Source organism: Streptomyces sp. 8L (assembly GCF_020176795.1).
GTDB lineage: Bacteria > Actinomycetota > Actinomycetes > Streptomycetales > Streptomycetaceae > Streptomyces.
In genome coordinates, this window is record NZ_JAIUKE010000265.1 from 1 (window position 1) to 12,518 (window position 12,518).

Genomic DNA, 12,518 nt, shown 5'->3' on the forward strand with positions numbered 1-12,518 from the left:
GCCGCGGCGTTCGTGGGGGCGGGGGGGGGGGGGGGGGGGGGGGGGGGGGGGGGGGGGGCCGCGCCCGCGACGACGTCCGGGGCCGGCTGGTCGGCGCTGCTCGGGGACGCGCCGGTGGTCGAGGCGAGCGGGGTCTCGTACCCGGTGGACGTCCTGTGGGCGCCGCCCGCCCGGCCCGTACGCCCTCCGCACGGCATGCGCGTCGATCCGGCGCTGCTCGCGCATGTGGCGTCGGTGGTGCGCAGGGCGCTCGCCGAGCAGCCGGGCGACGTGCTGGTGTTCCTGCCGGGGGTCGGCGAGATCGGCCGGGTCGCGGGGCAGTTGGGCGATGCGCGGGAGCTGGGCGCGGAGGTCCTCCAGGTGCACGGCAGAGCGCCGGCCGCCGTACAGGAGGCGGTGCTCGCGGGCTCGGCGGGCACGCGGCGGGTGGTGCTGGCGACGGCGGTCGCCGAGTCCAGCCTGACGGTCCCCGGCGTGCGGGTGGTGGTGGACGCGGGCCTCGCCCGTGAACCGCGCACGGACCACGCGCGCGGTCTGAGCGCGCTGACGACGGTGCGGGTGTCGCAGGCGGGCGCGGCGCAGCGCGCGGGCCGGGCCGGGCGGGAGGCACCGGGCGCCGTGTACCGCTGCTGGTCCGAGGCCGAGCACGGCAGGCTCGCCCGCTTCCCCGCTCCGGAGATCAAGGTCGCGGATCTGACGGCGTTCGCCCTCCAGGCCGCGTGCTGGGGCGATCCGGACGCCTCGGGCCTCGCGCTGCTCGACCCGCCGCCGGCGGGCGCGCTCGCGGCGGCGCGGGAGGTGCTCGCGGCGATCGGCGCGACGGAGCGGGACGGCGGCGGGGCGACGCGGCGCGGCACCCGGCTCGCCGGGCTCGGCGTGCACCCGCGGCTGGCGCGCGCGCTGCTCGACGGCGCCGGCGGGGGGGGGGCGCGGGGCGCGGCCGAGGTCGTGGCGCTGCTGAGCGAGGAACCGCCGCGCTCGTACGGCGACGACCTGGCGGCGGCGCTGCGGGCGGCGCGGGCGGGCGGCGACGCGTACGGCGCGCGGTGGCGCCAGGAGGTGCGGCGGCTGGAGGGTGCGCTGCCCGAGAGGACGCGGGGCCGGCGCGGCCGGACGGGCGAGCGCGGTTCCGACGACTCGGACGCGGGCCTGGTCGCGGCGCTGGCCTTCCCCGAACGTGTGGCCGGGGCGCGCGGCGGCGCGTTCCTGATGGTGTCGGGGACGGGCGCGGAGCGGGGCGACGGGTCGCGGCTGCGGGGGCAGCGGTGGCTTGCGGTGGCCGTGGCGGACCGGCCCGCGGGGGCGCCGGCGGCACGGCTGCGGCTGGCGGCCGTGATCGACGAGGGCACGGCGCTCGCGGCGGCCGAGGAGCTGCGTGCGGTGGCCGAGGAGGTCCACTGGGAGGACGGCGACGTGGTGGCCCGGCGCGTGGAGCGCCTGGGCGCCGTCGAGTTGTCCGTACGGCCGCTGCGGAATCCGGCGGCCGGGCTCGTGCGGGACGCTCTGCTGGAGGGGTTGCGGCGGGAGGGGCTCGGGTTGCTGCGCTGGACGCGCGAGGCGCGGCAGTTGCGGGACCGGCTGGCGTTCCTGCGGCGTGTGGTGGGCGGCGGCTGGCCCGAGGTGTCGGACGCGGCGCTGCTGGAGCGGCCGGACGACTGGCTGGAGCCCGAACTGTCGCGGGCGCGCCGCCGCTCGGACCTGGCCGGGATCGACGCGGGGCAGGCGCTGCGGCGGCTGCTGCCCTGGGCGGGCGGCGAGGCGGGGCGGCTGGACGAGCTGGCGCCCGAGCGGATCGAGGTGCCGAGCGGTTCGCGGGTGCGGGTGGAGTACGGCGGGGAGCAGCCGGTGCTCGCGGTGAAGGTGCAGGAGTTGTTCGGGCTGCGGCAGACACCGGAGGTGGCGGGTGTGCCGGTGGTGGTGCACCTGCTGTCGCCCGCGGGCCGTCCGGCCGCGGTCACGGCGGACCTGGCGTCGTTCTGGAGGGACGGCTACCGGGCGGTGCGGGCGGAGTTGCGCGGCCGCTATCCGCGCCACCCGTGGCCCGAGGACCCGTCGACGGCGCAGCCGACGCGCCGCGTGGGGCCCCGCAAGCGCTGACCGGCACGGCGCCGCCCGACTACGGCGGCGCCCCGCTACTGCGGCGCCCGGGGGGGGGGGGGGGGGGGGGGGGGGGGGGGGGGGGGGGGGGGCGGGGGTCGGCGAGAAGCTCGCCGGATACGGCCAGACCGCTCCGTCGGCCGGCGGCGGCGCGCCCCCCCCCCGGGGGGCCCCCCGCCGGGGGGCCCGGGGGGGGGCGCGGGCGCGGGCCCTGTGCGGGCTACTTCGCCGAGGCGGAGGGCGAGGCCGACGGGGACGGCGAGGGCGAGGGCGACGACGAGGGTGAACCCGACGGGTCGCCCGACGGCGGGTCGGCCGGGTCGGTGACGGTCACCGTGACGGTCACGCTGCCGCCGCCCTCGGCGGTGAGCTTGATCTGGTACGTGCCGGGGTCGTCGCCCGCGACGAGCGTGGGCAGGGTGAGCGTCCCGTCGGCGGCCGTGGTCAGCCCGGACAGGGTCGTGACGGGCGGCTTGCCGTCCGCGGACTTGAAGGACGGTGCGCCGTCGGGGGCGGGGGCGCCCTTGTCGGTGAGGACCGACGCGGAGACGGCGACCTTGCCGGCGGCGGCGCCGCCCAGGGTCGCCTTGACGGCGATGGGCTTGTCGAACTCGGCGCCGGGCGCGGCGCTCTGCGGGTCGCCGAGGTAGACCAGCTTGTCGGCGCTGTGCGGGGTGACGGTGGCCTTGAAGTCGGCGGCGGGAACGCCGTCGGCCGTGGCCCGTACGGTGAACGAGCCGACGTCCTCGCCCGCTTGGACCGCGGGGGCGTCCGCCGTGCCGTCCTTGCCCGTGGTGACGGTGACCTTGGCGCCGCCGCCGTCGAAGTGGGCGTCGGTGTCGCCGGTGATCTGGAAGGTCACGGCGATCTTGGCCATCGGCTTGCCCTTGCCGTCGACCGCGCGGACCTCGGCGTGGCCCCCGAACAGCGTGCCGGCCATGGCGGACAGCGCGTCACCCGAGGCCTTCACCAGGCTCTTCAGCACCGGCTTGGAGGTGGAGGGCGGCGAGCTGGTGCCGCCGCCTGAGGGCGGTGTCGGCTTGCTCGGCTTCGTCGGGGTGGAGCCCCCGGAGGGCGCGGCGGTGTGGCCGGGGTTCGGCGTGTGCGTCGGTGTGGCCGAAGGGGTCGGCGCCGGCGAGCCGGTGACGGGGTCGGACGGTGAGGTCGTCGGCCCGCTGGGCAGGGTGTTCGCACCGTCCGGGATCTCGTAGGTGCCCTTGCGGTAGTACTCGTACCAGGACAGAACGGTGTTGAGGTACTCCTGCGACTGGTTGTAGCCCAGGATCGCGGCGTTCATGTCGGCCTGGACCGTCATGTCGTGGTCGTTCGCGCAGAGTTTGGCGCCCGCGGCGAGGGCGGCGTCATAGATGTTGTTGGGGTCCTTGACGCCGTCGCCGTTGGCGTCGCGGCCCCAGGTCCGCCAGGTGGAGGGGATGAACTGCAGGGGGCCGACGGCGCGGTCGTGGACCGTGTCCTGGTCGTACACGCCGTGGTCGGTGTCGGGGATGTTCGCGAACCCGTTCCCGTCCAGGACGGGCCCGAGTATGGGGTGCAGCGTGGTGCCGCCGGTGTCGACCTCGCCGCCGCGTGCCTGGTTCGACTCGACCTTGCCGATCGCGGCGAGCAGTTGCCACGGCAGCCGGCACTGGGGGTTGGTCTTCCGCAGGTCCTGCTCGGCCTTCCGGTAGGCCGCGAGGACGGTGGCCGGGATGCCTGACGCGGAGGAGCCGCCGACCGCCGTGCCCGGGTCCGGCAGGCCGCTGCTTCCGGTGGTGGGCGTCGGCGAGTCGAGCGGCGGAAGCTCCGTGTAGTAACGCGAGTTGCCGCTCGCGGTGTCGGGCGTGGAGTCCTGCGCGTCACCCGTGTTCTGCCCGTTGCCGGTGCCGCCGAGCCCCGGGGTGAGGCCGGGAGCCTGCGAGGCGGAGAGAGCGGCGATGGCGACAGCAGCGACGGCCGTCGTCGTCGCCCCTCTGCGCAGCCTGCGACCGAATAGTGGTGCCATGACGAATGCCCCTCCCCCACAACGACACTTCGCGCTCCCGCGCTCCGACTCAGGCGACCCTACGACACCACCCTGAGCGGGCACAGCGCGCCCTGACCGCTTTTCACCGGTTCGCCACCTCTGCGTTGCGCCCCGCTTCCCCGATACACAGGAACGGCCGCGGAGGCGGAAGCGAAAGGGTGCGCGGCGAAGGCCCTTCGAGGCCCGGGAGCCTCCCGGAGCCATGCGACTTCGAGGCTCCGGGAGGCTCCTGGGAGACCTTCGCCGCCCACCGTTTCCGGGAGGGCTCGCCCGCGAGCGCGACGGCGGGGCGCCCGCCGCGTTCACGGTGGTGGGGCCGCCCGCCGCTTTCACGGTGGTGGGCCGCCCGCCGCCACTCGGGCCCGGGTCGTGTCAGTGGGCCGCGGACTCCCAGTCGGCGCCGGAGCCGACGGATACGTCGAGCGGGGCGCGCAGTTGGGCCGCGGCCGGCATCTCCCGGCGCAGCAGCGCCTCCACCGCGTCGTGCTCGCCCGGCGCGACCTCCAGGACGATTTCGTCGTGGACCTGGAGCAGCATGCGGGAGGTGAGGCCCTCCTCGGTCAGGGCCCGGGCCACATTGAGCATCGCGATCTTGACGATGTCGGCGGCGGTGCCCTGGATCGGCGCGTTGAGCGCCATGCGCTCCGCGGTCTCGCGGCGCTGCCGGTTGTCGCTGTTGAGGTCGGGGAGGTAGCGGCGGCGGCCGAGCATGGTCTCGGTGTAGCCGGTGGCCCTGGCCTCGTCGACGACGCGGCGCAGGTAGTCCCGTACGCCGCCGAACCGCTCGAAGTAGTTCTCCATCAGGACGCGGGCCTCGGCGGCCTCGATGCCGAGCTGCCCGGAGAGGCCGAACGCGGAGAGGCCGTAGGCCAGTCCGTACGACATGGCCTTGATCTTGCGGCGCATCTCCGGGTCCACGGAGTCCTTGCCGACGCCGAACACCTGGGAGGCGACCGTGGTGTGCAGGTCCTCGCCGGAGGTGAACGCCTCGATGAGGCCGTCGTCCTCCGACAGATGGGCCATGACGCGCAGTTCGATCTGGCTGTAGTCGGCCGTCATCAGCGACTCGTAGCCCTCGCCGACGACGAAGCCGCGGCGGATGGCGCGGCCCTCGTCCGTACGGACGGGGATGTTCTGGAGGTTGGGGTCGGTGGAGGAGAGACGGCCGGTCGCCGCGACGGTCTGGTTGAACGTCGTGTGGATGCGGCCGTCGGCGGCGATGGTCTTGATCAGGCCCTCGACGGTGACCCGCAGCTTGGCCTGCTCGCGGTGGCGCAGCATGATCACGGGCAGCTCGTGCTCGGTCTGCGCGGCGAGCCAGGCGAGGGCGTCGGCGTCGGTGGTGTAGCCCGTCTTGGTCTTCTTCGTCTTCGGCAGGCCGAGTTCGCCGAAGAGGACTTCCTGGAGCTGTTTGGGCGAGCCGAGGTTGAACTCGTGGCCGACGGTGGCGTGCGCCTCCTTGACGGCCTGCTGCACGGCGCCGGCGAACTGCTGCTCCATGGCTTCGAGATGGGCGCGGTCGGCGGCGATGCCGTGCCGCTCGAGGCGGGCGAGCATCGCGGAGGTGGGCAGCTCGATCTCGTCGAGGAGGCGGGCGGCGCCCACCTCGGCGAGCCGCTCGGTGAAGGCGGTACCGAGGTCGAGGACGGCGCGGGCCTTCGACATCAGCGCCTCGGCCTCGGCCTGCTCGTCGGTGCCGAACGCGAGCTGCCCGTCGGCTGCGGCGGGCGGGGTCAGCTCGCGGCCGAGGTACTCGATGGCGAGCGAGTCGAGCGCGAAGGAGCGACGGCCCGGCTTGACGAGATAGGCGGCGAGCGCGGTGTCCATGCCGACGCCCTCGATGCTCCAGCCGTGCTCGGGCAGCACGCGCATCAGGTTCTTCGCGTTGTGCAGGACCTTGGGGCGGCCCGCGTCGGTGAGCCAGGCGGTGAGCGCGCGCTCGTCCGCCTCGTCGAGCTGGGTGGTGTCGAACCAGGCGGCGGGCCCGTCGGCGGCGGCGAGGGCGATCTCGCTGATGCTGCCCGTGCCGAGCGCCCAGCTGTCCACCGTGGCGACGCCGAGCGGCTGGGCGCCGTGCGTGTCGAGCCAGGGGGCCAGGCCGCCGGTGGCCAGGACGGAGCCGTCGAGCGTGAGGCCCTCGGCGGGCGCGGGCGGCTCGGCCTCGGCGGCGCCGGGGTCGACGGCGAGCAGCCGCTCGCGCAGGCTCGGGTTGCGGATCTCCAGGACTTCGAGGAAGCCCGTGAGCGCGCTGCGGTCGTAGGGCGGGCGCACCAGGTCGCCCACCGCCTTCGGCAGCGGCACGTCCTTGACCATCTCGGTCAGGCGGCGGTTGAGCTGGACCGACGGGAGGTGGTCGCGGAAATTCTGGCCGGCCTTGCCCTTGACCTCCTCGGCGCGCTCCACGAGTTCGGCGAACGAGCCGAACTGGTTGATCCACTTCGCGGCGGTCTTCTCGCCGACGCCGGGGATGCCGGGGAGGTTGTCGGACGGGTCGCCGCGCAGCGCCGCGAAGTCCGGGTACTGCGCGGGGGTCAGCCCGTACTTCTCCTGGACCTTCGCGGGGGTGTAGCGCGTGAGCTCCGAGACGCCCTTGGTGGGGTAGAGCACGGTGGTGTGGTCGCTGACCAGCTGGAAGGAGTCGCGGTCTCCGGTGACGATGAGCACCTCGAAGCCCTCGGCCTCGGCCTGGGTGACGAGGGTCGCGATGATGTCGTCGGCCTCGAAGCCCTCGACGGCGAAGCGCTCCGCGTGCATCGCGTCCAGCAGCTCCCCGATGAGCTCGACCTGTCCCTTAAACTCGTCAGGGGTCGTGGAACGGTTCGCCTTGTACTCCGGGAACTCGCCGGAGCGCCAGGTCTTCCGGGACACGTCGAACGCGACGGCGAAGTGCGTGGGCGCCTCGTCACGCAGCGTGTTCGCCAGCATCGACGCGAAGCCGTAGATGGCGTTGGTCGGCTGGCCCGACGCGGTCGTGAAGTTCTCCGCGGGCAGCGCGAAGAACGCCCGGTACGCCAGGGAGTGCCCGTCCATGAGGAGCAGGCGCGGACGGTCTTGTGCGGTCTTCTTCGATGCTGTCTCAGCCACGGGACCGATCCTGCCACGCCCCACTGACATTCCCGACCGCCGACCACCCTCGGGCCCCGTCCGCGCCCCCGCCGCCACGGTGCGCCGCGGGCGTGCCCCGGCCGCGGTGGGCCACGTCACAGCGGGGCGGCGATCACAACGGACCGCCGCCGTGGGAGCATTGAATATTGTAGACAGTTCATGATCCGGCCCTGTCCGGTGCGGGTCCGCCCACCCGGAGCCCGGCAGAGAGTGAGAGCCCCATGGCCAGCAAGCCACCCGCGGAGGACCCCGCACAGGACGCGCCGCGGATCTCCCCGCCCCAGCACGCCGCCGCCGGCATCCCCGCCGTGCGCCACAGCCTCCAGATCGCCCAGCGGCAGATGGGCGCGGCCCGCACCGCCCGTACACTCCTCAAGGTCAACCAGAAGAACGGCTTCGACTGCCCCGGCTGCGCCTGGCCCGAGGGCGACCACCGGCACATCGCCGAGTTCTGCGAGAACGGCGCCAAGGCCGTCGCAGAAGAGGCCACCACGCGCCGCGTGACGCCCGCCTTCTTCGCCGCGCACCCACTCTCCGACCTCGCCACCCGCAGCGGCTACTGGCTCGGCCAGCAGGGCCGCATCACCGAGCCGATGCTGTTCGAGCGGGACGGCTCCCCCGGCTCCCGCGACGGCTCTCCCGACGCCGACGGCCACTACCGCCCCGTGTCCTGGGAGCGGGCCTTCGAGATCATCGCCGAAGAGCTGCGCGCTCTCGCCTCCCCCGACGAGGCCCTCTTCTACACCTCGGGCCGCACCTCCAACGAGACCGCGTTCCTGCTCCAGCTGTTCGCCCGCGAGTTCGGCACCAACAACCTGCCGGACTGCTCCAACATGTGCCACGAGTCCTCAGGTTCCGCGCTCACCGAGACCATCGGCATCGGCAAGGGCAGCGTCTCCCTTGAGGACATCCACCACGCCGACCTGATCGTCGTGGCCGGCCAGAACCCGGGCACGAACCACCCCCGTATGCTCTCCGCGCTGGAGAAGGCCAAGGCCGCCGGGGCGAAAATCATCTCCGTCAACCCGCTGCCGGAAGCGGGACTCGAACGGTTCAAGAACCCGCAGACCGCCAAGGGCTCCCTGAAGGGCGCCGCGCTCACCGACCTGTTCCTCCAGATCAGGATCGGCGGCGACCAGGCACTCTTCCGGCTGCTGAACAAGCTGATCCTGGAGACCCCCGGCGCGGTCGACCAGGCGTTCGTGGACGAGCACACCCACGGGTTCGAGGACTTCGCCAAGGTCGCCCGCGACGCCGACTGGGACGAGACCCTCGCCGCCACCGGCCTCAGCCGCGCGTCCATCGAAGAGGCGCTGGAACTGGTCCTCGCCTCGAAGCGCACCATCGTCTGCTGGGCGATGGGCCTGACCCAGCACAAGCACTCCGTGCCGACCATCAGGGAAGTCGTCAACTTCCTGCTGCTGCGCGGCAACATCGGCCGCCCCGGCGCGGGCGTGTGCCCGGTGCGCGGCCACTCGAACGTGCAGGGCGACCGGACCATGGGCATCTTCGAGCGGCCCGCCGAGTCCTTCCTCGACGCGCTGGACCGCGAGTTCGGCATCACCTCGCCGCGCCACCACGGCTACGACGTCGTACGGTCCATCGAGGCGATGCGCGACGGCGACGCGAAGGTCTTCTTCGCCATGGGCGGCAACTTCGTCGCCGCCACTCCCGACACCGACGTCACCGAGGCCGCGATCCGCACCACCCGCCTCACCGTGCACGTCTCCACGAAGCTCAACCGCTCCCACGCCGTCACCGGTGCCCGCGCCCTGATCCTGCCGACCCTCGGCCGCACCGACAAGGACGTCCAGGCGGGCGGCAAGCAGGTCGTCACCGTCGAGGACTCCATGGGCATGGTGCACGCCTCCCGCGGCAACCTGCCGCCGGCCTCCCCGCACCTGCTGTCCGAGCCCGCCATCGTCGCCCGGATGGCGCGCGCCGTCCTCGGCGCGGACTCCCGCACACCGTGGGAGGAGTTCGAGAAGGACTACGCCACGATCCGCGACCGCATCGCACGCGTCGTGCCCGGCTTCGAGGACTTCAACACGCGCGTCGCCGATCCGAACGGCTTCGCCCTGCCGCACGGGCCCCGCGACGAACGCAGGTTCCCCACCGCCACCGGCAAGGCCAACTTCACCGCGGCGCCCGTCGAGCACCCCGAACTGCCGGCCGGCCGCCTGCTGCTCCAGACCCTGCGCTCCCACGACCAGTACAACACCACGATCTACGGCCTCGACGACCGCTACCGCGGCATCAAGGACGGCCGCCGCATCGTCATGGTCAACCCCGAGGACGCGCGCGAACTCGGTCTCGTGGACGGGGCGTACACCGACATCGTCGGCGAGTGGAAGGACGGCGTCGAGCGCCGCGCGCCGCACTTCCGGATCGTGCACTACCCCACCGCGCGCGGCTGCGCCGCCGCCTACTACCCCGAGACCAATGTGCTGATCCCGCTCGGCGCCACGGCCGACACCAGCAACACCCCCGCCAGCAAGTCCGTCGTCGTACGGTTCGAGCCCGCGGCCGGGGCCCCCGCGGAGCACGCGGCCCAGGGCGCGGGCAGCACGTCTGATAAGTAAGACAGGCGAACACCACACAGAGGATCGGAGCGGGGCCCATGGCCGACACGTACGAGGCGGGCGAGAGGGACGGGACGGGGGAAGGGTCCGGGCCGAAGCTGCCGCAGGACATCATCGACGAGTACGCGGCGCTCGGCACCGACCTGCCCGCACTCTTCTCCGCCGGCCACCTCGGCACCCGCATGGGGGTCGAGATCACCGAGGCGTCCGCGGACCGGGTCGTGGGCACCATGCCCATCGAGGGCAACACCCAGCCGTACGGTCTGCTGCACGGCGGCGCGTCCGCGGTGCTCGCCGAGACACTCGGCTCGATCGGTGCCATGCTGCACGGCCGCAGTGCCAAGATCGCCGTCGGCGTCGACCTCAACTGCACGCACCACAGGGGGCTTTCGTCCGGCACGGTGACCGGCGTCGCGACTCCGGTGCACCGCGGCCGCTCGACCACCACGCACGAGATCGTGATCAGTGACGAGCAGGGCCGCCGCGTCTGCACCGCCCGCCTCACCTGCCTGCTGCGGGACGCCCCGAAGCCGGCCTGACCCCGGCCCGTTGTGTCACCGGTGGCGACACCGACACCAGCGTCCCCACCGACACCACTGACCCGGCCTGCACCGCCGACGGCGCGAACAGCACCAACAACACCACCGGCACCATCGGCACCAACGCCCCTACGCGCTACGCGCGTTCAGCTCCGCATCCGGCGCCGGGGACCGCTGGCATCCGTAAGGTCACCTACCGCGCACCGTCCCCGCACAGCCGGCGGATCACACCTTCACCGTGTACGTACACATCAGCACCACCACCGGCCCGCCCGCCACCATGCGGGGCACATGCCACCCATTCACCGCGCCCACCACCGGGGCCCCGCTCGGCCCGCCCTTCGCGGTGACCGAACACCGCCCGCTCGACGTCGCGTTGACGATCACCGCGGAGGACTGCGACGCCCTACGGCGCGATGTCCGATTGCCTTTCCTGGATGTAACACTGCGTAAGAAGAACGCAATACGGCAGCACATCGAAGTGCCCGACCACGCCTACGCCACCGATGTCACCGACGCCCTCACGGCCCTCTGCGCGCGACAGCAGCATGATCCGCCCAAGCCCCTTAGCGGAACTGGGCGTTCTCATCATGTGAACGCCGGCCCCCCGTACGGAAACAACCGATCTGCCCCCACAACGCACCCCGGCGCCCCCACCACGGCATAACAAGAAAGTCACAGCATGTGCGCGCAATGCCCCGGAGATGTCCCACCTCGCCTAGAGTCACGCCCAGTTACCGCGCCGCCGGGCGCGTCACCGCATCACCGTTAGTACCCCGAACGGCCCGGCGAAACACATGGCTCCTCAGCCGAGGACGCCTGCGCCAGGGAGAGGATTCACCGTGCGACAGCGCTCGTTGCTCATACTCACCACAGTGCTCACCACCGGGGCACTGACCCTCACCGCCTGCGGATCACGCGACGACAAGGACTCCGGCGGCAGCTCGGGGAGTGGCAACACCACTGTCACCATCGGCGTCGACGCCCCCCTCACCGGGCAGAACTCCGCCACCGGACTCGGCATCAAGTACGGCGTCCAGATAGCCATCGACGAGGCCAACGCCAAGAAGACCGTGCCCGGCGTGACCTTCAAGCTCAAGGCCCTCGACGACAAGGCCCAGCCCGCCACCGGCCAGCAGAACGCCACGCAGCTCGTCGCCGACAAGACCGTCGTCGCCGCCGTCGGCCCGCTCAACTCCGGTGTCGCCACGTCGATGCAGCAGGTCTTCTCCAGCGCGAACATGGTCGAGATCTCGCCCGCCAACACGGCGCCCGAGCTGACCCAGGGCAAGAACTGGCAGAGCGGGAGCAAGACCCGCCCCTTCAAGACCTACTTCCGCACCGCCACCACCGACGCCCTCCAGGGCGGGTTCGCGGCCCAGTACGCCCACGACAGCCTCAAGAAGAAGAAGGCCTACGTCGTCGACGACAAGCAGACCTACGGCGCCGGCCTCGCCAAGCTGTTCAAGCAGAACTTCGTCAAGGACGGCGGAAAGGTCATCGGTGAAGACCACGTCAACACCGGCGACAAGGACTTCTCCACCCTCGTCACCAAGATCAAGAACTCCGGCGCCGACATGCTCTACTACGGCGGCCAGTACGACGAGGCCCAGCTGATCACCAAGCAGCTCAAGGACGTTGGCGCCAACATCCCGCTCATGGGCGGCGACGGCATGTTCTCCGACACCTACATCAAGACCGCGGGCAAGGAGTCCGAGGGCGACCTCGCCACCTCCGTCGGCGTGCCGCTCGACACCGTCGCCGCGGCCAAGGACTTCATCAGCACCTACAAGTCCAAGGGCTACCCCGGCGACTACAGCACCTACGGCGGCTACTCCTACGACGCCGCCACCGCCATCATCAAGGGCCTCGGCACCATCGTGAAGGACGGCAAGCTGCCCAGCGACGCCCGCTCCCAGCTCGTCGGCGCCGTCCAGAACACCGACTTCCAGGGCATCGCCGGCCCCGTGAAGTTCGACCAGTACGGCGACACCACCAACAAGCAGCTCACCGTCTACAAGGTCAGCGGCGGCAAGTGGATCGCCGCCAAGAGCGGCACGTTCAACGCCAGCTGATCCGGCGTCAGCACCCCAGCACCACCGAGCACAGCGCAGCACACCGGACGCCCGGCCCCCCCCCCCCCCCCGGGCCCCCCCCCGGGCCCCCCCGGGG

6 protein-coding genes are annotated in these 12,518 nt (G+C 72.7%); 4 read left to right on the top strand and 2 right to left on the bottom strand.

Annotation, left to right across the window (positions count from 1 at the left end; all coding sequences use genetic code 11):
* A partial coding sequence (hrpB, locus tag LCE31_RS21860; protein ID WP_225016707.1) for an ATP-dependent helicase HrpB occupies nucleotides 1–2,097 on the top strand: 2,097 nt, incomplete at its 5' end.
* Nucleotides 2,098–2,317: 220 nt separating this feature from the next.
* On the opposite strand, the gene LCE31_RS21865 is transcribed toward hrpB, so the two are convergent.
* Together LCE31_RS21865 and polA are read right to left on the bottom strand one after the other, a co-directional pair.
* The gene (locus LCE31_RS21865; protein ID WP_225016708.1) at nucleotides 2,318–4,099 is read right to left on the bottom strand and encodes a lytic transglycosylase; all 1,782 of its coding nucleotides are present in this window, start codon (nucleotides 4,097–4,099) and stop codon (nucleotides 2,318–2,320) included.
* Between the two features lie 393 nt (nucleotides 4,100–4,492).
* Nucleotides 4,493–7,204: a DNA polymerase I gene (gene polA, locus LCE31_RS21870; protein ID WP_225016709.1), complete on the bottom strand. Its 2,712-nt coding sequence runs from the start codon at nucleotides 7,202–7,204 to the stop codon at nucleotides 4,493–4,495.
* 242 nt (nucleotides 7,205–7,446) lie between these two features.
* On the opposite strand from polA, the gene LCE31_RS21875 reads away from it, so the two are divergent.
* The 3 genes from LCE31_RS21875 (at nucleotide 7,447) to LCE31_RS21885 (ending at nucleotide 12,421) form a co-directional block, all read left to right on the top strand.
* Nucleotides 7,447–9,807, top strand: coding sequence for an FdhF/YdeP family oxidoreductase (locus tag LCE31_RS21875; RefSeq protein ID WP_225016710.1), 2,361 nt, complete (start codon nucleotides 7,447–7,449; stop codon nucleotides 9,805–9,807).
* Between the two features lie 38 nt (nucleotides 9,808–9,845).
* On the top strand, nucleotides 9,846–10,346 hold the full coding sequence (locus LCE31_RS21880) for a hotdog fold thioesterase (protein ID WP_225016712.1): 501 nt from the start codon (nucleotides 9,846–9,848) through the stop codon (nucleotides 10,344–10,346).
* Nucleotides 10,347–11,203: 857 nt separating this feature from the next.
* Nucleotides 11,204–12,421 carry a branched-chain amino acid ABC transporter substrate-binding protein gene (locus tag LCE31_RS21885; RefSeq protein ID WP_225016714.1) on the top strand — a complete coding sequence of 406 codons (1,218 nt, stop codon included), beginning with the start codon at nucleotides 11,204–11,206 and terminating at the stop codon, nucleotides 12,419–12,421.
* The last annotated feature ends 97 nt before the right edge of the window (nucleotides 12,422–12,518 follow it).